This window comes from Pseudomonas defluvii (genome assembly GCF_001695625.1).
GTDB lineage: Bacteria > Pseudomonadota > Gammaproteobacteria > Pseudomonadales > Pseudomonadaceae > Aquipseudomonas > Aquipseudomonas defluvii.
Map to the genome: position 1 here is coordinate 1 of NZ_MBPN01000090.1, position 20,538 is coordinate 20,538.

The following is a 20,538-nucleotide window of genomic DNA, read 5'->3' on the forward strand; positions in this document are numbered from 1 at the left end:
GCCGAACAGGTAGGCCGCCAGCAACCCCCGAGAGGCTTGCCAGCGACATTCGAAGCGGTCACTTGGGCTGGACACGGTCCAGGATCATGCGAACCATGCGCTGCAGCTCAGGGTCTTCGGACTCGGTACGTTCCATGAACCAACCGAACATGTCCTGATCTTCGCAAGCCAGCAGGTTGCGGTAGCACTCGCGGTCCGCTTCGCTCAGGGTCGCATAGACTTCCTGGGTAAAAGGTACCAGCAGCACATCCAGCTCGAGCATGCCACGGCGGCTGTGCCAAAAGAGCCGGTTGAGTTCAGATTGTTCGACCATGGAGCCCTCCTCAAATAGGCGGCCAGTATACAAGGGTAGGCAAGGCCAGGCACAAGGCATTGGTCTAGTTCACCTACCTATTTTTCCGACGGCGCTCTATGATGAGCCCCAGTCTTATCACCCTGCGATGACCCATGGCCGATTCCGCTTTTTTCTGCACCTTGTCTCATGAGGGCGTCCTCGCCGTCCGCGGCTCGGACGCCGGCAAGTTCCTGCAAGGTCAACTGACCTGCAACATCAATTACCTCAATGAACACACCTCCAGCCTGGGTGCCCGCTGCATGCAGAAGGGCCGCATGCAGTCGAGCTTCCGCATCCTGCCGCAGGCTGACGGCTATGTGTTGGCCATGGCCAGCGAGCTGATCGAGCCACAATTGGCGGACCTCAAGAAGTACGCCGTGTTCTCCAAGGCCAAGCTCACCGACGAAAGCGCCGCCTGGGTTCGCTTCGGCCTGAGCCATGCTGAACAGGCGCTGCAAGGGCTTGGCATCACGGCGCCAGCCAAGCCCGACGAATTTGTAGCTCATGATGGACTGATGGCAATTGCCGTCTCGGAAGGCCGCATTGAACTCTGGTGCCCGGCGGCGAATGCCGACCAGGTACGCAGCCACCTGGCTGCCCACCTGGCAGCAGGCGAGCTGAACGACTGGCTGCTTGGCCAGGTGCGCGCCGGTATTGGCCAGGTCATGGCGCAGACCCGCGAGCTGTTCATCCCGCAGATGATCAACCTGCAAGCGGTAGGCGGTGTCAGCTTCAAGAAGGGCTGCTACACCGGCCAGGAAATCGTCGCGCGCATGCAGTACCTGGGCAAGCTCAAGCGCCGACTGTACCGTCTGGCCCTGATCGACGGCCCACTTCCAGAGCCGGGCAGCGCACTGTTTTCTCCGGTACACGCCTCGTCCGTTGGCGAGGTGGTGCTGGCGGCCCGCAGCGAACACGGCTGCGAACTGCTGGCTGTGCTCCAGGCCGACGCAGCAGAAGACGGCAACCTGCACCTGGGTAGCCTGGAAGGCCCGAGCCTGCAATTGCTGTCGTTACCTTATGAGCTGGATCGCGACCGCGAAATCCAGCGTTGAGCCAGCCCCGCCCTGCCGCACAGTACGTCAGGGCCCTCATTGAATGCGGTAGAGAATCACAATGAACACGCTGGCAAAGATGGTCGAAGCACAATTGCTGACCGCCATCGACAACGACGACCTGGTGCTGCCGACCCTGCCGGAGGTGGCCCTGAGTATTCGCGAAGCGGCCGAAGACAGCGAGATCAGCGTCAGCACCCTGAGCAAAGTGATCCGCCGCGACGCAGCCCTTTCGGCGCGCCTGATCAAGGTGGTCAACAGCCCACTACTGCGCGCAGCCTGCGAAGTCACCGACTTGCAAGCAGCCATCACGCGCCTGGGCATCAACTACAGCTGTAACCTTGCTATCGGCCTGGTGATCGAGCAGATCTTCCATGCGCGCTCAGAAGCCGTCGAGCAGAAAATGCGCGAAATCTGGGCAAAAAGCCTGGAGATTGCAGGTATCAGCTATGAAATCTGCCTACGTTTCACCAACCTCAAGCCTGATCAGGGCGCCCTCGCCGGCCTGGTTCACCAAATCGGCGTGCTGCCCATCCTAACCTACGCCGAAGAACACAACGAACTGCTGTCCGATCCGGTATGCCTGAACCACATCATCGAGCAGATTCATCCCTCGCTGGGCGACAAGATCCTCAGTGTCTGGGAGTTCCCTGAGCAACTGGCAAAACTGCCAAGCCTGACCCAGGACCTCGACCGCCGAACCCAGCAGATCGATTACGTCGATATCGTTCAGATTGCTCGCGCCATCAGCGATACCAGCGGACGCGAGCGTCCCCTCGCCTCGCTGCCGGCCTACGCGCACCTGAAGTTACCGGCCAACACCCCCCTGCTGAGCAGCGACCTGCTCAGCGCTCGGCACATGTTCCGCTAGCCCGGGGTGAAGCTGACGCGCACCCTCAAGCCACCACCTTCACCATCGTGCAGGCTGATCTGGGCAAGGTGTGCACGGCAAATTTCACCCACGATGGCCAGCCCCAGGCCGGTACCCTGTGCGCCACGCCGGTAGAACCGCTCGAAGACCCGCTCGCGCTCGGCCGCCGGGATTCCCGGCCCATCATCCTCCACCTCAAGAACACCCGGCGCCATGACCCGCAGGATCACGTTGCCACCGGGCGGGGTATGGGCCAAGGCGTTGTCCAACAGGTTGCTCAGCAACTCACTGAGCAAGGTTGGTTCGCCACGCAACTGCACCGGTTCCGGCGCCTCGAGCGCCAGCGCCACACCACGGGCATGAGCCAATGGCGCCATGGCCATCCCCAACTCACGCGCCAACTGACTGAGGTCGAGTAACTGCGCCCCGCCTTCGGCAATTGCCCGGGCACCGTTCTCCACCCGCGCCAGCGACAGCAACTGATTGGCCAGATGGGTCAGTTTGTCAGTACTTTGGGCGGTTGCCTCAAGAGTGTCACGCCACACCTGCGACTCCTGCGCGCGCAACCCCAACTCGACCCTCGCTTTCAACGCTGCCAGCGGTGTGCGCAGTTCATGGGCCGCCTCGGCAATGAACTGCGCCTGACGCTCAAACTGCCCGCGCAGGCGCTCAGTGAAGTGGTTCAAGGCGCGCACCATCGGCCCGAGCTCTCGTTGCACCTGCACCTGCGGCAGCGGTCGCAAGTCGTCCGGCTGACGCTCCTCCACCGCTCGGCGCAAACGCTCCAGCGGGCGCAGCGCGGCACTCACCGCAAACCACACCAGGAACAACGCACCAATCGCCAGCATCCCTAGCCGCAGCAAGGTGTCGGCCATCAGGCTGCGGGCCATGCGTACCCGCGCCTCTTCGGTTTCGGCAACACGAATTTCGGCCATGCCGTTCATGTTCGGCTCGCTCACCGCCTTGAGCAGGCTGACCACGCGTACGTCCTGCCCCAGGTACTGGGCATCGTAGAAACGCGCCAGCGCCGGGTAGTCGTCAGTGCGCGGCGTACCCGGTGGTGGTGGCGGCAGGTTTTCGTAGCCGGAGATCAAACGCTGATTAATATCGTTGACCTGGTAGTAAATACGTCCGGCGCTGTCATAAGCAAAGGTGTCCAACGCTACATAAGGCACATCGGCGCTCAAGGTACCGTCGCGCTGGGACAGCCCGGCCGCAATGGTTCGCGCCGAGGCCAGCAGCGTGCGGTCGTAAGCGGTGTCGGCAGCCTCTCGTCCGTTCCAATAGGCGCTCAGGCCGCTGGCCACCATCAACACCACCAGCAGCAGCGCCAGGTTCCACAGCAGCCGCCCGCGAAGGCTTCCTGAGTCACGCATCGCGGTGCTCAAGCAGGTAGCCGAGCCCCCGGAAGGTAACGATCGCCACTGGCTGACCATCGAGTTTCTTGCGCAGGCGATGCACGTAGATTTCGATGGCATCAGCGCTGGCTTCCTCATCCAGACCGAACACCTGCGCCGCCAGCTGCTCCTTGCTCATCACCCGCCCAGGACGAGCGATCAACGCTTCAAGCACTGCCTGCTCGCGGGAGGTCAGTGTCAGCAACTCATCACCCAAAGTGAAGCGCCGGGTATCAAGGTCATAGACCAGTGGCCCGCAGCGCTGCTGGCGCTCCCCTCCCAACACCGTACGGCGCAACAACGCCTTCACCCGCGCTTCAAGCTCACTCAGTTCAAACGGCTTGGCCAGGTAATCGTCGGCGCCCAGATTCAGGCCGTGCACCCGATCCTTGACGTCACTTCGCGCAGTCAGCATCAGCACCGGCACGTTCTTGCCGCGTGCGCGCAGGCGCGCCAGTACTTCAAAGCCATCCATGCGCGGCAAGCCGACATCAAGCACGGCCACCGCATATTCCTCACTGGCCAGGGCCAGGTCGGCGGACACGCCATCGTGCAGCATATCGACGGTCAAGCCGATGCCCTTGAGTGCCTGAGCCACGCTTTCGGCCAGTTGCAGATGGTCTTCGACGAGCAGAACACGCATCGTTTTTTCCCCGGTTACGTCGCGGTCAATGGCGCGGAGTGTACAGCCGAGACAACCACTGTGAAGCCATCGTCGCAATGAAAGTGCATTGAAAGGTTAGTGAAAGCTTCACCTCATAGCATCCCTTCACGGCCCTCTCTGGAAGCCGATAAGCGAACCTCAAGGCTCGCGCTAATAAGAACAATAACGGAGTGATCCACCATGCTGTCGATGCAGCTGCAGGCGTTCGCGCCTACCCGTCATTTGCGTACCCGCCCTACCGCTATTGCCAGCGCACTCGCCCTTGCTGGCGTTGCACCGCTGAGCCAGGCCGCTTTCATCGAAGACAGCAGTGCCAGCTTTGAAACCCGCAACATGTACTTCAACCGTGACTTTCGCGACGGCACCAGCGCCCAGCAATCCAAACGCGACGAATGGGCCCAGGGTTTCATGCTCAACCTGGAGTCCGGTTACACCGAAGGGACCGTTGGCTTCGGCATCGATGCCCTGGGCATGCTGGGCATCAAGCTCGACTCAAGCCCCGACCGTACCGGCACCGGCCTGCTGCCGACCCACGACAATGGCTATGCCGCCGATGAGTACTCCAAGCTGGGCCTGACCGGCAAGGTGAAGATCTCCGCCACCGAACTGAAGCTCGGTACGCTGATCCCCGAACTGCCGACCCTGCAGCCCAATGACGGGCGCATCCTCCCGCAAACCTTCGAGGGCGGCCTGCTGACCTCCAAGGAAATCAAGAACCTGACCTTTACGGGCGGTCGCCTGGAAAAGGCCAAGGACCGCGACGACACCAACAAGGAAGACATCGCCCTCAACAACAAGAACGGTCGCTTTCTCGGCACCGTCGCCGGCAACCACTTCGACATGGCCGGCCTGGACTACCGGTTCACCGACCGGATCACCGGCAGCTACCACTACGCCCAGCTCGACGATGTGTACCGCCAGCACTTCGTCGGCATGCTCGCCAGCCAGCCGATGGGCCCTGGCACCTTCGGCGCTGACCTGCGCATGGCCTTCAGCGATGACCAGGGCCAGGCCCGTGGCGGCAAGATCGACAACACCGCGCTCAATGGCCTGCTCAGCTACGCCCTGAACGGGCACAAGCTCAGCGCCGCCTACCAGCATATGTCCGGTGACAGCGCCTTCCCGTATGTCGACGGCTCCGACCCGTACCTGGTGAACTTCGTCCAGATCAACGACTTCGCCGGTGCCGATGAGCGCTCATGGCAGGTGCGCTACGACTACGACTTCGCCAAGCTGGGGATACCTGGCCTGACCTTCATGAGCCGCTACATAAACGGCGACAATGTCAGCCTGGCCAACGGCGGCGAGGGCAAGGAGTGGGAACGCAACAGCGAGTTCAAGTACGTCGTCCAGAGCGGCACGTTCAAGAACGTCGCCGTACGCCTGCGCAACGCGACCTACCGCTCGTCGTTCGCCCGTGACGCCGACGAAGTGCGGCTGCTGGTGAGCTACAACGTGGCGCTGTGGTAAGCCCAATAACAATAATATCCGAGGAGAATGACCATGACCTTTTCCCTGCGCCGTATTGCCCTTGCCACTAGCTGCCTGCTACTGGCCGGCCATGTCCTGGCTGGCGAACCGAAACGCCCCGAATGCATCGCCCCGGCTTCGCCCGGTGGAGGTTTCGACCTGACCTGCAAGCTGGTACAGAGCGCACTGGTCAACGAAAAAATCCTCACCAAACCGATGCGCGTGACCTACATGCCCGGCGGTGTCGGCGCCGTGGCGTACAACGCCGTGGTTGCCCAGCGCCCCGCCGATGCGGGCACCCTGGTTGCCTGGTCCAGCGGCTCGCTGCTGAACCTGGCCCAAGGCAAGTTCGGTCGCTTCGATGAAAACGCCGTACGCTGGCTGGCGGCAGTCGGCACCAGCTATGGCGCCATTGCAGTGAAGAGCGACTCCCCCTACAAGACTCTCGACGATCTGGTCGCGGCACTGAAGAAAGACCCGAGCAAAGTGGTTATTGGCTCGGGCGGTACCGTCGGCAGCCAGGACTGGATGCAGACCGCACTGATCGCCAAGGCTGCCGGGATCAACCCGCGGGACCTGCGTTATGTGGCGCTGGAAGGCGGCGGTGAAATCGCCACGGCACTGCTGGGTGGGCACATTCAAGTGGGCAGTACCGACATTTCCGACTCCATGCCGCACATCCAGAGCGGCAACATGCGCCTGCTGGCGGTGTTTGCCGAGAAACGCCTGGATGAGCCGGAAATGAAAGACATCCCCACCGCCAGGGAACAGGGGTACGACATTGTCTGGCCAGTAGTGCGCGGCTTCTACCTCGGGCCGAAGGTCACAGACGAAGAATATGCCTGGTGGAAAGATGCCTTCGACAAACTGCTGGCCTCTGAAGACTTCGCCACATTGCGTGATCAGCGCGAACTCTTCCCCTTCGCCCTGACGGGCAATGAACTGGACACCTACGTGAAGAAACAGGTGGCGGACTACAAGGCCCTGGCCAAGGAATTCGGCCTGGTTCAATAACCCGCTTATCCAGAAAGCCTATCGCTGGCAAGGCACCTACACCGCCCCGTAGGCGTCAGCCTTGCCGGCGATCCCCTGCCCCAAAGAGGATTCACCATGATCCTGCAACGACTCTTCGCCTTCGTTTTGTTGGCGGCATGCGCCGTCCTGGCCGTCATGGCCTGGCCCTACCAGGCCGCCTTTTCCTACGAACCGGTCGGCCCCCGCGCCTATCCTCTGCTGATGCTTGGCCTGATGAGCGCAGCATTGCTGTACCTGCTGTTTCGCCCCACCCCCATCGTGCACAGCGACGATGAACCGGCGCTGGACCGCGCCACGCTGAACAAGATCGGCGTCTGTGTACTGCTGTTACTGGTCTTCGCAGCCACCTTTGAACCGCTGGGCTTCATCCTCAGCAGCATCCTGATCGGAGTACCGATGGCACGCCTGTACGGCGGTCGCTGGCTGCCCAGCGCCGCCATCATCGGCGTGATGAGCATTGCCCTGTACCTGTTGTTCGACCGGGTGATGGATGTGCCGCTGCCCCTTGGCCTGCTCGACATTCTGGAGAATTGACATGGATACCCTCAGCTATCTGGGCCAAGGCTTCGGCGTTGCCCTGAGCCCCTACAACCTGGTCACCGCCCTGGCCGGTACCCTGATCGGCACCGTGGTCGGCTTGCTGCCGGGCCTGGGCCCGATCAACGGCGTAGCCCTGTTGATCCCCATTGCCTTTGCCCTGGGCCTGCCGCCAGAGTCGGCGCTGATCCTGCTGGCAGCGGTGTACCTGGGCTGCGAGTACGGTGGGCGGATCAGTTCGATCCTGCTCAACATCCCGGGCGAAGCCTCCACGGTCATGACCACCCTCGACGGTTACCCGATGGCACGTCAGGGCCTGGCCGGCGTGGCCTTGTCGCTGTCGGCCTGGAGCTCGTTCATCGGCGCCCTGATCGCCACCTGCGGCATGGTGCTGTTCGCGCCGTTACTGGCCAAATGGGCAATAGCCTTCGGCCCTGCCGAGTACTTCGTGCTCATGGTCTTTGCCATCGTCTGCCTCGGTGGCATGGCCGGGGACAGGCCGCTGAAAACCTTTATCGCCGCCTTGATCGGCCTGTTCCTGTCCAGTGTCGGGATTGACGCCAACAGTGGTGTGTACCGCTTCACCGGCGACAGCGTGCACATGGCCGACGGTATCCAGTTCGTCGTCCTGGTATTGGGCCTGTTCTCCATCAGCGAGATTCTCCTGCTGCTGGAAAAAACCCACCACGGCCACGAAGCCGTAAAAGCCACCGGACGCATGCTGTTCAACCTCAAGGAAGCGGCATCAGTGTTCGTGGTGAACATTCGCTGCGGCTTGCTCGGTTTCATCATGGGCGTGCTGCCGGGTGCTGGCGCAACGCTGGCCAGCGCCGTGGCCTACATGACCGAAAAACGTATCGCGGGCGCCAGCGGCACGTTCGGCAAAGGTGACAAACGCGGCCTGGCTGCGCCAGAAACGGCGATTGGCGCATCCTGCTGCGGCGCTCTGGTACCGATGCTGACCCTCGGCGTGCCGGGCTCGGGCACTACCGCCGTGATGATCGGCGCCCTGACCCTGTACAACATCACCCCGGGGCCACTGCTGTTCGAACAACAACCCGATATCGTCTGGGGCCTGATTGCGTCGCTGTTCGTCGCCAACATCATGTTGGTGATTCTGAACATCCCGATGATTCGCCTGTTCACCCGTATTCTCGCCGTGCCGAACTGGGCGCTGGTGCCGGTGATCGCGATCATTACCGCCATTGGTGTCTATGCCGTCCACGCCACCACCTTCGACCTGTTCCTGATGATCGGCATCGGCATCTTCGGCTACATCCTGCGCAAGCTCGACTTCCCGCTGTCGCCAATCCTGCTCGGTTTCATCCTTGGTGGTTTGATGGAACAGAACCTGCGCCGGGCCCTGTCGATTTCCAACGGTGCGCTGGACATCCTCTGGGCCAGCCCGATCAGCCTGTCGGTATGGGTATTGACTGCGTTCATGCTGGTACTGCCACTGCTGCGTATCTGGCGTAAACGCAGCGTGCAGCGACGTGCCCTGGCCGATGCCTGATTCAGCACCACAAGGCTGGTGGGCAACCGCACTGGTCGGCCTGGCAGGCGGCTTTCTCGCCAGCCAGGTCGGCTGGCCATTGCCCTGGATGGTCGGCTCGCTGCTCGCCGTCATCCTGGTGCGCTGCCTGACACCCTGGCAACTGAAGGAAATACCCGGCGGCCGTAAAGGCGGACAATGGATAATCGGTGTCGGCATCGGCCTGCACTTCACCCCAGCGGTGGTCGAGCAGGTGGCGAGCCACTTTGGCCTGATCTTCTTCGGTGCATTGCTTACCAGCTTGTCCAGCGTGGTCGGGGTCTGGCTGTTGCGTCGAACCGGTGAAGATAGAGCCACGGCATTCTTCTCAAGCATGCCGGGTGGCTCAGGGGAGATGGTCAACCTGGGGGCGCGTAATGGCGCGTTCCTCAGCCACGTCGCAGCGGCGCAAAGCCTGCGGGTGCTGGTGGTCGTGCTGTGCGTACCTGCCGCCTTCAAGTTCCTGCTCGGCGACGGTGTACCGCTGCTGCATGCCGGCAACGTCGATTGGCGCTGGCTGGTCGTGGTGCTCCCGTTGGGCGGGCTAACGGCCTGGGCATGGCAACGGCTGCGCCAGCCCAACCCCTGGTTGTTCGGCCCATTGCTGGTCGCCGCCAGTGTCAGCATTGGCTGGAACCTGCAGATCGGCTTGCCAGACGGCGCCAGCCAGATCGGCCAATGGCTGATTGGCAGCGGCCTGGGCTGTCACTTCAACCGGGCGTTCTTCCGCCGCGCGCCGTCCTTTCTTGGGCGGACACTGATTGCCACCTCGTTGAGCATGCTGATCGCGGGGCTCGCCGCCTGGGCCTTGAGCCTCGCTACCCACCTCGATCTGCGCTCACTGACCCTGGGCATGATGCCGGGCGGCATCGCGGAAATGAGCCTGACCGCCGAAACCCTGCAACTGTCAGTGCCACTGGTGACGGCGTTGCAGGTCATGCGCCTGCTGTTTGTATTGTTTCTGGCCGAGCCCTTGTTTCACCACTGGACCCGGCACAGCGAATAACCTGCCACTTGCGCAAGCCGACGAACCAAACGGTTTGCGCAGCCCACAGGAGGTGCTTCATTTACGCAGGCGGCAGGCGCCAATCGATAGGCGCCAGGCCACGCTGCTCGAGGAAGCGATTGGTCTGGCTGAAATGGCCACACCCGAGAAAACCACGGTAAGCCGACAACGGCGATGGATGCACCGACGTCAGGACCAGGTGCTTGGTGGCATCAATCAATTTGCGCTTGCTTTGCGCATGCGCGCCCCACAGCAGGAAAACCAGGTTTGGCTGCTGCTCACTCACCACTTCAATAATCCGGTCGGTGAAGTGCTGCCAGCCCTTGTTGGCATGGGACGCCGCATTGCCTCGCTCGACAGTCATGGTGGTATTGAGCAGCAACACGCCTTGTTCAGCCCAGTGCTGCAGGCAGCCATGGTTGGCAATGTCGATGTTCAGGTCGCGCTGCAGTTCTTTGTAAATGTTCAGCAACGACGGCGGTGTAGGCGTACCTGGCTGCACCGAAAAACACAGACCATGGGCCTGACCGGGGCCGTGGTACGGGTCTTGGCCAAGAATCACCACTTTGACTTTATCCAGCGGCGTGGAATTCAGCGCATTGAAAATCATCGGCCCTGGCGGGTAGATCTCTTTGCCTGCAGCATGCTCCTGGCGCAGAAAGTCTTTCAGCTCCTGCATGTAGGGCTGGTCGAACTCGCTGCGCAAGGCCTGCTTCCAGCTGGGTTCGAGTTTGATACGGTCGTCGTCGGTCATGGTGTCATCCAGAAAACAATGGGGCGGACACTAGGAAACCCGCTCGTGCTTGTCAATCGATCCGACCGACGACCGGCACGATCACCATCAGCGACCATACTTTCGGGATAAACCTGTCGAGACCTCCCCATGAGCGTGGCGTTTGAAGTATTGACCGGTGTTGACGGTGCTGGCATTGGTATCGCCAGCCTGAACGCACCACAGTCACTCAATGCGTTGTCACTTCCGATGGTCCAGGCGCTGTACACGCACCTGCAGGCCTGGGCTGAAGACCCGCGCATTGCCTGCGTACTGTTGCGTGGTAACGGTGACAAGGCGTTCTGTGCTGGCGGCGAGGTACGCAGCCTGGCCCAGGCCTGCCTTGATCGGCCCGGTGAAGTACCGCCGATGGCCGCTCATTTCTTTGCCGCCGAATATCGCCTGGACTACTGCCTGCACACCTACCCCAAACCGCTATTGTGCTGGGGCCACGGCCATGTGCTGGGTGGAGGCATGGGGCTGCTGCAAGCGGCCGGCGTGCGCATCGTCACCCCAAACAGCCGCCTGGCCATGCCAGAAATCAGTATTGGCTTGTACCCGGACGTCGGCGGCAGTTGGTTTCTCTCGCGCCTGCCCGGCAAGTTGGGCCTTTTTCTGGGCCTGACCGGCGCACCGATCAACGCCCACGATGCACTGGACCTGGGCTTGGCCGACCGCTTCATGACCCCGGATCAACAGGAAAGCCTGATAGAAGGCCTGCTGCAACTGAACTGGCAGGAACAAACGGCCCTGCAACTGAACAGCCTGCTAAAAGCCCTGCAACAGGAAGCCCTGCCTGCCCTGCCAGCCGCGCAGTGGTTGCCCCGCCGCCAACAGCTGGACAACCTGCTTGATGTCGGTGATCCGGTCTGCGCCTGGCGCGCGATCGCCCAGCTAAGGCATCAACCCGATAGCCTGCTCGACCGTGCCGCACAGACGATGCTTGAGGGCTGCCCACTCACCGCGCTGCTGGTCTGGCAACAGATTGCTCGTGCGCGGCACCTGTCATTGGCTCAGGTGTTCCAGATGGAATACACCATCAGCCTGAACTGCTGTCGCCACCCGGAATTCGCCGAAGGGGTGCGCGCACGCCTGATCGACAAAGACCAGAAGCCCCACTGGCATTGGCCAGACATCAGCCATGTACCCGCAGCAGTGGTCGAGGCGCATTTCAACAAGGCTTGGGAAGGCCGCCATCCGCTGGCAGACCTGCAACAGCCACTCATGTAGGTGCTGTTGCAGGTAAGTCCGCGCAAGGCGATGCCTTCCGGGGGCCTAGCAGATGTCAGCGGTTCCAGTTGCGATCTGACCTGCCATCACGGTCCTGGCCACGGCCATGATCCTGACCACGGCCGTAATCCTGGCCACGACCATGGTCCCGACCACGACCAGCGTCCCGCCCGCCATCATGCCACTGACCTCGGTCATTACCACGCCAGCCATCACGGTCCCGGCGAGGCGCATCCCGGTAGCCATGCTCGTCATGACGGTAGCGGGCGTCATAACCACGGCCCTGGTAACGGTTGTTGTAGTAAGCCTCGGGGGCGGCTCGGTAGTAACGTGGCGCAGGCGCGTAATAACGCTGCTGAGGCACCACATAGTAGCCTCGCCCATACGAGTAGGAAGGCCGGTCGTAGTCTCGGTAGGAGTAACGATCTACGGTGTAAACGTCATTGCGGTAGTAGCCATGGTCTCCATAAGGTACGCACGCAGCCATTAATGAACCCAACACTACAATCAGCAAAAGTCGGCGATACATGGCGGCCTCCTGGACCGCTAAGCTGCCATCCAGCGGCGCTGGTCGGCGCCGATCGATAGTCATCGACCGGCACAACATCAGACACGCAAAAGCGCGCTCGGTGCCGCAGATGAAATAATTTGATACAAGGCTTATAACCTTAAAAATCATCCAGTTATTTTTCTTCAAGACCACTAGAATACGAGCCACTGGTACTAGCAACGGAAATGCCATGCCGTCTCGTTCTGCCTTGTTTTCACAACGCTCGCTGATCCTGGCGTTACTGCTCTTGCTCGGCTGCGGCTTTCTCGCGACGTCTCTGCTCAGCTACTTCGCCTCGCGCAACTCAATCCGTGACAACATCATCAACACCGAGCTGCCACTGACTGCCGACACCCTCTACTCGGAAATTCAGAAAGACCTGGTACGCCCCATCCTCATTTCATCGATGATGGCCAACGACACCTTCCTGCGCGACTGGGTGCTGGCCGGGGAACACGAGCCTGAGCGCATGACCCGCTACCTGAACGAGGTGATGGCTCGCAATCGCGCGTATACCGCCTTCTTCGTCTCCGACCTCACCCACACCTACTTCCAGGCCCAGGGTGTACTCAAGCAGATCGACCTGCAGGAAGCCCGTGATGCCTGGTACTTCCGCCTTCGCAACCTCGATGCGCCTTACGAAATCAACGTCGACCTGGACATGGCCAACCAGGACAACATGGCCATCTTCATCAACTACAAGGTCCTTGATTACCAGAACAACTTCATCGGTGCCGCCGGTGTCGGGCTAAGCCTCGAATCGGTCATCAAGTGCATCGACGACTACCAAAAACGCTACATGCGCAGTGTCTACTTCGCTGATCGCCAGGGCCGCATCGTGCTGACCGGCTCTGATGGCGGCCCACAGGGCATGCGCACCGGGCAGCACTTGAGCGACGTCAAAGGGCTGGGTGACCTGGCTCAGCAGATGCCCATCCCCGTCAGCGGTAGCCGCGAATACCGCAGTGCCGACGGCCACAACCAGTTCCTCAACGTGCGCTTCATCCCGGAACTGAACTGGTACCTGTTCGTCGAAAAACATGAAGACGGCCGGTTGGACAGCATCCTCCAATCGCTGTACATCAACCTGGCGATCTGCGCGATGATCACCCTGGTCGTACTCTCGCTGCTCAATGCCATGATCAAACGCCACCACGAGCGCATCCAGGCCCTGGCCACCCTCGACAGCCTGACCGGCTTACCGAACCGCCGGGCCTTCGACCTGCTTGCCGCACAAGCCTTGCTCGAAGCCCAGCGCGAGCCCAAACCGCTGGTGGCGCTGCTACTCGACCTGGATCATTTCAAAGCCCTCAACGACACCTACGGCCACCTGGGTGGCGACGAAGTGTTACGCCAGTTTGCCCGCGTACTGGAGAGCTGCCTGCGCGTCTCCGACATCATCTGCCGTTGGGGCGGCGAAGAGTTCGTCGTGCTACTCCAGGGCAGCGAGCATCAACAGGCACTCGGTGTTGCAGAAAAGATCCGCCAGAAAACCGAGCAACTGGCGTTCAGTTATGCCGACGCCGACATCAAGCTGACCGTCAGCATCGGCTTGAGCAGCCTGCGCCCGGACGATACGCTACACACCCTGATCGGTCGCGCCGACCACGCGCTTTACCGCGCCAAGCAAAGCGGGCGCAACCGCGTCTGCACGGATCACGCATGAACGAGCCCAACCTCTGCCCGGCCTGCGGTGCCAGCAACCACTGCAGCCTCGCCAACCCTCGCAGCGCTACGCACGATTGCTGGTGCTACGGCGTCAGCATCGACCCGCAGGTGCTTGAAGCACTGCCGGCCGAGCTGCGTGACAAAGCCTGCCTGTGCCCGCGCTGCGCCCAAGTAGAAGCCCAACTGCAGGCAGCCAAGGACGCCGCAAAGCGCTAAACTGCGCACCCGATACTGGCCCCTCTCGCCCCATGCGCCTCGACCGTTTTCTCAGCAACCTGCCCTGCTACAACCGCCAGCAAGTTCGCCTGCTGCTGGCAGAACGCCGCGTACGCGTCGATGGCACGCAGGTCGGCGACCCACGGCATGAGGTGCGCGAGTTCAGCCGAATCGAAGTCGATGATCAGCTTGTGCAAGCCGGCAGAGCACTGCGCTATTTCATGCTGCACAAACCAGCGGGGTGCGTCAGCGCCACGGTCGACCCACAGCACCGCACCGTCCTTGACCTGCTCGACGAGCCGGACAAACACGACCTGCACATCGCCGGCCGCCTCGACTACAACACCACCGGCCTGCTGCTGATCACCAACGACGGCCAATGGTCCAGGCGCCTGACCCAGCCACAGACCAAACTCCCCAAGGTCTACTACGTCGAAACCGAGCACATCATCGACGAGCACTACATCGAAAAGTTTCGTGAAGGCTTCTACTTCGCCTTTGAAGACCTCACCACGCAACCGGCAGACCTGACGATACTCAGCCCACACAGCGCTCGCCTGAGCATCGTCGAAGGCCGCTATCACCAGGTCAAACGGATGTTCGGCTTCTTTGACAACAAGGTAATACGCCTGCACCGCGAACACATGGGCCCCCTGCAACTGGACCCGTCGCTGCTGCCCGGCGAGTACCGCGCCTTGCGCCCAGACGAAATCAGCGCGTTCTGACGTCACGACCGCCTGGCAGAAAAATATCGCCAATTACACCAATGGCACTTGCGGGTTCAGCACATGGCTGCTTGAATCCAAACGTCGGTCTGCATGTGACTTTCCAGTCACAACCGTAGTCAAAGACACCTTTTTGCCGGCTACCAGCACCTCGAAGTGATGGGGTCCGGCAGATTGCCCGCCTAGAACAATACCCGTCGACCAGCCTGTAGCGGATCGACAAGGGCCCTCAGTTTCACTTCAAGGCGTATGCCTACCTGTCATAAAGAACGTGCAATCTTGCTTGCGCGATTACCCTTTCTTGCGCCAGGAGTCGACGACATGAGGCCAGAAATTGCTGTGCTGGATATACAAGGTCAGTACCGGGTTTACACGGAGTTCTATCGCGCAGACGCCGCCGAAAAGACGATCATCCTGATCAATGGATCGCTGGCAACCACTGCCTCGTTCGCCCAGACGGTGCGTAACCTGCACCCACAATTCAACGTTGTGCTGTACGACCAACCCTATTCGGGCAAGTCCAAACCGCACAACCGCAACGACCATCTGCTGACCAAAGAAATCGAAGGCCAGATCCTTCTGGAACTGATCGACCATTTTGCTGCCGATCACATCATGTCCTTCTCTTGGGGCGGCGCCTGCACCCTGCTCGCCTTGGCCCACAAGCCACGGCGCATCGAAAAGGCGGTGATCAGCTCGTTCTCGCCGGTGATCAACGAACCGATGCGCGACTACCTCGAGCGCGGTTCACACTACCTGAGCAAGTGCGACCGCTACGAAGTCGGCGCCTTGGTCAACGACACCATCGGCAAGCACCTGCCATCGCTGTTCAAGCGCTTCAACTACCGGCATGTCAGCAGCCTGGACAACCACGAATACAAGCAGATGCACTTCCACATCAACCAGGTGCTCAAACACGACCTGGACAACGCCCTGCGCTCGGCCCGTGTCATCGACATCCCGGTACTGTTCATGAACGGGGAATGGGACGAATACACCACCACCGAAGACGCCCAGCAGTTCAGCAAACACGTGCGCAACAGCCACTTCAGCCGCATCCAGAGCGCCGGCCACTTCCTCGACATGGAACACAAGGCCGCTTGCCGCGACTCGCGCGATGCACTGCTGAGTTTCCTCACCCCATCGCCTCGGGAACACCGCGTACGCACACCGTTTACCCTGGGGGAGCATGCCTTTGCCCTCTGAGCATCGGGGTCACCGGTAACGCAGCAACCTGCATCACACGCCTTCGGGCACTCGCAAGATGCAGACCTTGCGTTACCGGCCGACCGCACAACATGCGTGAAGAAAGGCTTCAATTCCCGCCTCACTTCTGGTACAAAGTCGTCCTGCAAAGCGGGTGTCGTATAATGGCATTACTCCAGCTTCCCAAGCTGATAACGAGGGTTCGATTCCCTTCACCCGCTCCACTTCGACTTTCCAGGGTCTTCCGCCGAACGCCAGGGAACGTCGTAAGTCATTGTCAGGATTGAGGATTTTCACCCAATATCGATCCACTGACATCCAGCGAAATCCACTCACAGCCGGTTCCAACTGGTACGTTGAGTGGTACATTGGCAATGCGGAGGTTCCCAAAACCGTATTGTTGCTGGAGGAGCCGGGGTTCCGTCGGGAACATGGCATCCAACTCGTTTCGCAGGAGTTGGGCTCATGCTTTCAGACCTCCAGGTTCGACAGGCCAAGGTGACCGGCAAGGCGTATTCGCTTGTCGATTTCGACGGTCTCTACTTCCATATCTCAGCCACCGGCTTCAAGGCCTGGCACTTCCGCTTCACTTGGGGCGGCAAGCGCGAGCGCATGTCCTTCGGCGGCTATCCCGCGCTTTCCCTGAAAGATGCCCGTCATCTGCGCGACGAGGCCCGGGCCATGCTGGCCAAGGACATCAACCCGCATTCGGAACGCAAGCGCAAACGCCACGTGATTGTCCTGGCGGGCGAGCACACCTTCCAGGCCATCTACGACAAATGGCTGGCCCACCGCAGCCTCTCTCTGGAAAATGAGGGCCGCCAGAGCACGCCCAAACAGATCGGGCGCGTCTTCGCCAAGGATGTGTTTCCCGTATTGCGCCACCTGACCGTCTACGACGTCACTCGCGCCCACCTGCTGGACATCATCGGCAGAGTGGAAAAACGTGGCTCGCTGTCGGTCGCCGAGAAGCTGCGCACCTGGTTCAGCCAGCTATTCACCTACGCCTCGGTGGTGGTGCCCAACATGGGCGACAACCCGGCCAAGGATTTGGATGTGGTGGCGATGCCGCTGCCGCCGGTGGAGAACAACCCCTTTTTGCGCATGCCCGAACTGCCGGCCATGCTGCAGACGTTGCGCAAGTACAGCGGCCGCCTGAATACGCAACTGGGTCTACGTCTGCTGCTGCTCACGGGCGTGCGCACCGGTGAATTGCGCTACGCCACGCCCGATCAGTTCGATCTGGAGCGCGGTCTGTGGATCATCCCGGTTGTCAGGCTCAAGCAACGCAAGCAGCTCACCAAGAAGAAGCGCCAGCGTTTCGCCGACATCCCGCCGTACATCGTGCCACTGTCGTTGCAGGCACAAGAAGTCGTTCGTCATCTGCTGGGAAATCTGAAGCCAGCGCAGGTCTATCTCATCCCCGGTGATTGGTGCCTGAAAAAACCTCTCAGCGAGAACACGCTCAATGGCGCGCTCAAGCGCATGGGCTATGAAGATCAGCTCACTGGGCACGGCGTTCGCGCCACCGTATCGACCGCGCTCAATGAATTGGGCTATCCGCCCAAGTGGGTAGACGCCCAACTCTCGCATGCCGATCCGGATCGGATCAGCGCGACCTACAACCACGCCGAGTACGTCGAGCAGCGCCGCGTCATGATGCAAGACTGGGCCGACCGCCTGGACTTGTTCGAGCAGAATCAGCTCGAAGTTGCCAGCACGCACCTGACCATCACGCTGCAGGGTCTGCCCACGATTGCCGGACAGGCGGCAGCGCAGCCGCCCGCCCTGAATCCAAACGCCCCTCAGTTGATCGTTGCGCCTGCACCGGATGCGCCAGCGGTTCCAGCTTCCGTCTATCGACTTTCGGCGGTGCATCTGCCCGAGTACGCGCGACCCACGCTGTCAGAGGTGCAGCGCGAGCGCTTGCAATTGCTGGAGATGTTCGAGGCATCCCACAACCTGTCGGTGGCCGACTACGCCAAGCTGGTTGGCAAGTCCCGCCGCTGGATCACTTACGAGATTCAGGCTGGCAATCTCCTGTCGATCCATCTGGGTCACCGTGGACAGCGCGTCCCGGACTGGCAACTCGACCCCATCAAACGCAAGCTGATTCAGGCTGTCCTGAAGCTGGTGCCGCGCGGCATCGACACCTGGCACATCTATCACGCACTGCTGCGGCCATACGATGCCCTGGGCAAGTGTCCAGTCATCGAGGCAGTCGATCCGACCAACCTGCATCTTGCAGCTCGACTGGTCGCCGCACATGCCATAGAAACCGATGAGCTTGCAGAGCAATCGGAAGTATCTCCGGTGCTGGCCAGGCAGACTGTAGAGCGCCTGGTAAAAACGGCAATGTTGGTTGATACGCCCGAAGATCTGGTCGCCCGTTGAGCTGAGGCCGGACGGCAGCCCGTCCGGTCAAGGTCCAAGCAGGGAACCAATAGGTCGATCGTTGCATGACCACCCGCCAACTCGCGATTTCCAAGTATTGGCAGGCAGTGTTTAGCGTCGAATCTGCGCTTGGCAGTCACCATAGGCGACTTCTCTGTGATGCTATCTCGCTATATCAGTATCCTGATCGGATATGACGCCAGCGGATTTCCGCAGCCAATCCCAAGCCCCGATCAATAGATTCCGACCGCTCGCAGCTTTTTCAAACCGCTGCCGTATCAGACCATACCGATACGGTTTTGCGTGAACCGCCACTTCTCACGATCCTGATAGCGCAAGCGTCACTGTCGAGCCGCGACGGACGCTCGCTTTTCTTGTGCTCAATGGATTTTTGTACATCGAGCACACAACGCCTACTCGTTGCGCGAACTGATCAGAAGTAATCAAAAGCGGGCGTCATCACTCGCGTCTTGCGCGGACAACAGGCCGACCATGGGGACGGCTGCAAAAGCAGTCGGCCCTGTAGTTCTTCTCCTGGAAGGAGACGGAGCATGCACGAGAACAAAAATGATGCACCAACATCAAAGGTGTTCTACCGCCCGCTCGAAGCGTCCATCCGCTGGGCCGGACTGCTGCGATACGAGCAGGTGATTCTGGCTTCGGTCTCGTCGCCGATGAATCTGCCGCAGTCGCTGGACTGCCCACGTTTGGGCGAACTGCGGCTGTACACCGACCGCATCTATGACGGCATCCTCAACGGGGAACTGCCCTTCGGGCAGCACGGCATCACGACGCGCGACACCACGTTGATCGAATCGCCTGATCTGACGGTGCGCCATGTCGATCTGAAGTGCTGGATGCGCCAGCACTACCCCGAGCAGCGGCCCGGCTTTCTCTTCTCCCGCAGCGAGCGCATCACCCATCCCTTCATCTCTCTGGAAACAGGGCAAGCCATGCTGGTCGAACGCCAGGCTTTGAAATCCGTCCTGGAACAGACCAAACGTCAGCTTCGCGAGTTGCAGGACAAGCATGACGCGCTGCTCAAGCAGCCCACGGTGATTCCGGCATGCGCGCAGTGTCCGATCAGTGATCGAGCCGAGGCCACCTACCTGAACATCGTTGGCGGCCTGTTGGAGCTGATGCTCGGCCAGTCGCCATCGGGCACGCCGTACTCCAGCTTCAAGACGCAGGAGGCCGTGGTCAGCGCGCTGGTCGCCCATCACAGCGGCGCCATGGGCATCGCGGAGCGGACATTGAACGGTAAGTTTGCCACCGCCAGGCGCCGGCTGCGTAGCGCCTCCCGCTGAGATTTGCCAGCTTGTATGTGCAGTCGCGGAGATTGCATTTGCAATGTCTTTTCGCAGCCGTGTCTATTGAATAGAGGTCACGCCAACAAACGCCGCTGAGCGTTCAGGAGTGACTGCCATGTCGCAAACATCTGTACTGCAGCCAAACGAGCGCCGCATCCTGCGCTTGGAAGAAGTCGAAGCGAAATCAGGTTTCAAGCGCGCCCACATCTACAACCTGATGAAGAAACGCCAGTTCCCGCAGGCCCTGCGTCTGGGCGTGCGCGCCGTGGGCTGGGACTCCATCGAAATCGATCAGTGGATCGACGAGCGCGTCAACAACCGGGCCTGACCCGTTCTCCCGCGGACTTTTCATCTTGACACGGAGAACGCCATGCAGGTCGTATCCATCATTTCAACCAAAGGTGGGGTCGGCAAGACTACCACCGCTGCGAACCTCGGCGGTCTCGCTGCGGACGCCGGACTGCGCGTGCTGCTGCTCGACCTCGATGTGCAGCCCACCTTGTCCTCATACTATGAGCTGGCTCACCGCGCGCCGGGCGGTATCTATGAATTGCTGGCCTTCAACGA

At 60.8% G+C, this 20,538-nt stretch carries 21 protein-coding genes and 1 tRNA gene; 17 read left to right on the top strand and 5 right to left on the bottom strand.

Translation table 11 applies throughout. The features are described 5' to 3' along the window. Positions 1 to 58: 58 nt before the first annotated feature. Positions 59 to 313, bottom strand: a complete 255-nt coding sequence (locus tag EKA13_RS20400) for an FAD assembly factor SdhE (RefSeq protein ID WP_065761106.1) — start codon at positions 311 to 313, stop codon at positions 59 to 61. A 134-nt stretch (positions 314 to 447) separates the two neighbouring features. On the opposite strand from EKA13_RS20400, the gene ygfZ reads away from it, so the two are divergent. Both ygfZ and EKA13_RS20410 read left to right on the top strand, forming a co-directional pair. Next, on the top strand, positions 448 to 1,389 hold the full coding sequence (ygfZ, locus tag EKA13_RS20405) for a CAF17-like 4Fe-4S cluster assembly/insertion protein YgfZ (RefSeq protein ID WP_065761107.1): 942 nt from the start codon (positions 448 to 450) through the stop codon (positions 1,387 to 1,389). A 61-nt stretch (positions 1,390 to 1,450) separates the two neighbouring features. Next, positions 1,451 to 2,260 (top strand): HDOD domain-containing protein, encoded by an 810-nt coding sequence (locus EKA13_RS20410; protein ID WP_065761108.1) that lies wholly within the window; start codon positions 1,451 to 1,453, stop codon positions 2,258 to 2,260. Here the strand turns inward: EKA13_RS20410 and EKA13_RS20415 are convergent. Continuing rightward, positions 2,257 to 3,636: a sensor histidine kinase gene (locus tag EKA13_RS20415; RefSeq protein WP_065761109.1), complete on the bottom strand. Its 1,380-nt coding sequence runs from the start codon at positions 3,634 to 3,636 to the stop codon at positions 2,257 to 2,259. The genes EKA13_RS20410 and EKA13_RS20415 overlap by 4 nt on opposite strands. Continuing rightward, entirely contained in the window at positions 3,629 to 4,300 is a 672-nt protein-coding gene (locus tag EKA13_RS20420) for a response regulator (RefSeq protein WP_065761110.1), read from the bottom strand. Before EKA13_RS20420 ends, EKA13_RS20415 begins: the two co-directional genes overlap by 8 nt. Before the next feature lie 201 nt (positions 4,301 to 4,501). Between EKA13_RS20420 and EKA13_RS20425 the strand changes: the two genes are divergently transcribed. The 5 genes from EKA13_RS20425 (at position 4,502) to EKA13_RS20445 (ending at position 9,900) form a co-directional block, all read left to right on the top strand. Further along, positions 4,502 to 5,791: an OprD family porin gene (locus EKA13_RS20425; protein WP_065761111.1), complete on the top strand. Its 1,290-nt coding sequence runs from the start codon at positions 4,502 to 4,504 to the stop codon at positions 5,789 to 5,791. Positions 5,792 to 5,824: 33 nt separating this feature from the next. Next, positions 5,825 to 6,805 (top strand): Bug family tripartite tricarboxylate transporter substrate binding protein, encoded by a 981-nt coding sequence (locus EKA13_RS20430; RefSeq protein WP_065761112.1) that lies wholly within the window; start codon positions 5,825 to 5,827, stop codon positions 6,803 to 6,805. Positions 6,806 to 6,901: 96 nt separating this feature from the next. Continuing rightward, positions 6,902 to 7,360: a tripartite tricarboxylate transporter TctB family protein gene (locus tag EKA13_RS20435; RefSeq protein ID WP_065761113.1), complete on the top strand. Its 459-nt coding sequence runs from the start codon at positions 6,902 to 6,904 to the stop codon at positions 7,358 to 7,360. A gap of 1 nt (position 7,361) precedes the next feature. Further along, on the top strand, positions 7,362 to 8,876 hold the full coding sequence (locus EKA13_RS20440; RefSeq protein WP_065761114.1) for a tripartite tricarboxylate transporter permease: 1,515 nt from the start codon (positions 7,362 to 7,364) through the stop codon (positions 8,874 to 8,876). Then, a complete protein-coding gene (locus tag EKA13_RS20445; protein WP_065761115.1) occupies positions 8,869 to 9,900 on the top strand; it encodes an AbrB family transcriptional regulator in 1,032 nt (343 codons plus the stop codon). The genes EKA13_RS20440 and EKA13_RS20445 overlap by 8 nt, the downstream gene beginning before the upstream one ends. 61 nt (positions 9,901 to 9,961) lie before the next feature. Here EKA13_RS20445 and ung read toward each other — a convergent pair whose 3' ends face one another. Continuing rightward, entirely contained in the window at positions 9,962 to 10,654 is a 693-nt protein-coding gene (gene ung / locus EKA13_RS20450) for a uracil-DNA glycosylase (RefSeq protein ID WP_065761116.1), read from the bottom strand. Positions 10,655 to 10,783: 129 nt separating this feature from the next. Between ung and EKA13_RS20455 the strand changes: the two genes are divergently transcribed. Next, positions 10,784 to 11,902 carry an enoyl-CoA hydratase/isomerase family protein gene (locus EKA13_RS20455; protein WP_065761117.1) on the top strand — a complete coding sequence of 373 codons (1,119 nt, stop codon included), beginning with the start codon at positions 10,784 to 10,786 and terminating at the stop codon, positions 11,900 to 11,902. Positions 11,903 to 11,957: 55 nt separating this feature from the next. Here EKA13_RS20455 and EKA13_RS20460 read toward each other — a convergent pair whose 3' ends face one another. Next, on the bottom strand, positions 11,958 to 12,431 hold the full coding sequence (locus EKA13_RS20460) for a hypothetical protein (RefSeq protein WP_176717459.1): 474 nt from the start codon (positions 12,429 to 12,431) through the stop codon (positions 11,958 to 11,960). A 211-nt stretch (positions 12,432 to 12,642) separates the two neighbouring features. Between EKA13_RS20460 and EKA13_RS20465 the strand changes: the two genes are divergently transcribed. The 9 genes from EKA13_RS20465 to EKA13_RS20505 form a co-directional block, all read left to right on the top strand. Next, positions 12,643 to 14,118: a sensor domain-containing diguanylate cyclase gene (locus EKA13_RS20465; RefSeq protein WP_065761119.1), complete on the top strand. Its 1,476-nt coding sequence runs from the start codon at positions 12,643 to 12,645 to the stop codon at positions 14,116 to 14,118. Continuing rightward, entirely contained in the window at positions 14,115 to 14,336 is a 222-nt protein-coding gene (locus EKA13_RS20470; RefSeq protein ID WP_065761120.1) for a cysteine-rich CWC family protein, read from the top strand. Before EKA13_RS20465 ends, EKA13_RS20470 begins: the two co-directional genes overlap by 4 nt. 32 nt (positions 14,337 to 14,368) lie before the next feature. Then, positions 14,369 to 15,061, top strand: a complete 693-nt coding sequence (locus tag EKA13_RS20475; RefSeq protein ID WP_065761121.1) for a pseudouridine synthase — start codon at positions 14,369 to 14,371, stop codon at positions 15,059 to 15,061. A 321-nt stretch (positions 15,062 to 15,382) separates the two neighbouring features. Continuing rightward, a complete protein-coding gene (locus EKA13_RS20480) occupies positions 15,383 to 16,267 on the top strand; it encodes an alpha/beta fold hydrolase (RefSeq protein ID WP_065761122.1) in 885 nt (294 codons plus the stop codon). A 150-nt stretch (positions 16,268 to 16,417) separates the two neighbouring features. Next, positions 16,418 to 16,491: transfer RNA gene (locus EKA13_RS20485), tRNA-Gly, on the top strand. A gap of 241 nt (positions 16,492 to 16,732) precedes the next feature. After that, positions 16,733 to 18,661, top strand: a complete 1,929-nt coding sequence (locus EKA13_RS20490; protein WP_003158602.1) for a tyrosine-type recombinase/integrase — start codon at positions 16,733 to 16,735, stop codon at positions 18,659 to 18,661. Between the two features lie 551 nt (positions 18,662 to 19,212). After that, positions 19,213 to 19,968, top strand: a complete 756-nt coding sequence (locus tag EKA13_RS20495) for a hypothetical protein (protein ID WP_003158603.1) — start codon at positions 19,213 to 19,215, stop codon at positions 19,966 to 19,968. Positions 19,969 to 20,086: 118 nt separating this feature from the next. Continuing rightward, complete coding sequence (locus tag EKA13_RS20500; protein ID WP_003158604.1) at positions 20,087 to 20,299, top strand: AlpA family transcriptional regulator; 213 nt, start codon at positions 20,087 to 20,089, stop codon at positions 20,297 to 20,299. 42 nt (positions 20,300 to 20,341) lie between these two features. After that, positions 20,342 to 20,538 (top strand): ParA family protein (locus EKA13_RS20505; protein ID WP_141685668.1); only part of this gene is annotated, 197 nt, incomplete at its 3' end.

Bases quoted from the DNA above. Each gene is read 5' to 3' on its own strand.
- EKA13_RS20400 (WP_065761106.1), bottom strand. From the start codon at position 313: ATGGTCGAACAATCTGAACTCAACCGGCTCTTTTGGCACAGCCGCCGT.
- ygfZ (WP_065761107.1), top strand. From the start codon at position 448: ATGGCCGATTCCGCTTTTTTCTGCACCTTGTCTCATGAGGGCGTCCTC.
- EKA13_RS20410 (WP_065761108.1), top strand. From the start codon at position 1,451: ATGAACACGCTGGCAAAGATGGTCGAAGCACAATTGCTGACCGCCATC.
- EKA13_RS20415 (WP_065761109.1), bottom strand. From the start codon at position 3,636: ATGCGTGACTCAGGAAGCCTTCGCGGGCGGCTGCTGTGGAACCTGGCG.
- EKA13_RS20420 (WP_065761110.1), bottom strand. From the start codon at position 4,300: ATGCGTGTTCTGCTCGTCGAAGACCATCTGCAACTGGCCGAAAGCGTG.
- EKA13_RS20425 (WP_065761111.1), top strand. From the start codon at position 4,502: ATGCTGTCGATGCAGCTGCAGGCGTTCGCGCCTACCCGTCATTTGCGT.
- EKA13_RS20430 (WP_065761112.1), top strand. From the start codon at position 5,825: ATGACCTTTTCCCTGCGCCGTATTGCCCTTGCCACTAGCTGCCTGCTA.
- EKA13_RS20435 (WP_065761113.1), top strand. From the start codon at position 6,902: ATGATCCTGCAACGACTCTTCGCCTTCGTTTTGTTGGCGGCATGCGCC.
- EKA13_RS20440 (WP_065761114.1), top strand. From the start codon at position 7,362: ATGGATACCCTCAGCTATCTGGGCCAAGGCTTCGGCGTTGCCCTGAGC.
- EKA13_RS20445 (WP_065761115.1), top strand. From the start codon at position 8,869: ATGCCTGATTCAGCACCACAAGGCTGGTGGGCAACCGCACTGGTCGGC.
- ung (WP_065761116.1), bottom strand. From the start codon at position 10,654: ATGACCGACGACGACCGTATCAAACTCGAACCCAGCTGGAAGCAGGCC.
- EKA13_RS20455 (WP_065761117.1), top strand. From the start codon at position 10,784: ATGAGCGTGGCGTTTGAAGTATTGACCGGTGTTGACGGTGCTGGCATT.
- EKA13_RS20460 (WP_176717459.1), bottom strand. From the start codon at position 12,431: ATGTATCGCCGACTTTTGCTGATTGTAGTGTTGGGTTCATTAATGGCT.
- EKA13_RS20465 (WP_065761119.1), top strand. From the start codon at position 12,643: ATGCCGTCTCGTTCTGCCTTGTTTTCACAACGCTCGCTGATCCTGGCG.
- EKA13_RS20470 (WP_065761120.1), top strand. From the start codon at position 14,115: ATGAACGAGCCCAACCTCTGCCCGGCCTGCGGTGCCAGCAACCACTGC.
- EKA13_RS20475 (WP_065761121.1), top strand. From the start codon at position 14,369: ATGCGCCTCGACCGTTTTCTCAGCAACCTGCCCTGCTACAACCGCCAG.
- EKA13_RS20480 (WP_065761122.1), top strand. From the start codon at position 15,383: ATGAGGCCAGAAATTGCTGTGCTGGATATACAAGGTCAGTACCGGGTT.
- EKA13_RS20490 (WP_003158602.1), top strand. From the start codon at position 16,733: ATGCTTTCAGACCTCCAGGTTCGACAGGCCAAGGTGACCGGCAAGGCG.
- EKA13_RS20495 (WP_003158603.1), top strand. From the start codon at position 19,213: ATGCACGAGAACAAAAATGATGCACCAACATCAAAGGTGTTCTACCGC.
- EKA13_RS20500 (WP_003158604.1), top strand. From the start codon at position 20,087: ATGTCGCAAACATCTGTACTGCAGCCAAACGAGCGCCGCATCCTGCGC.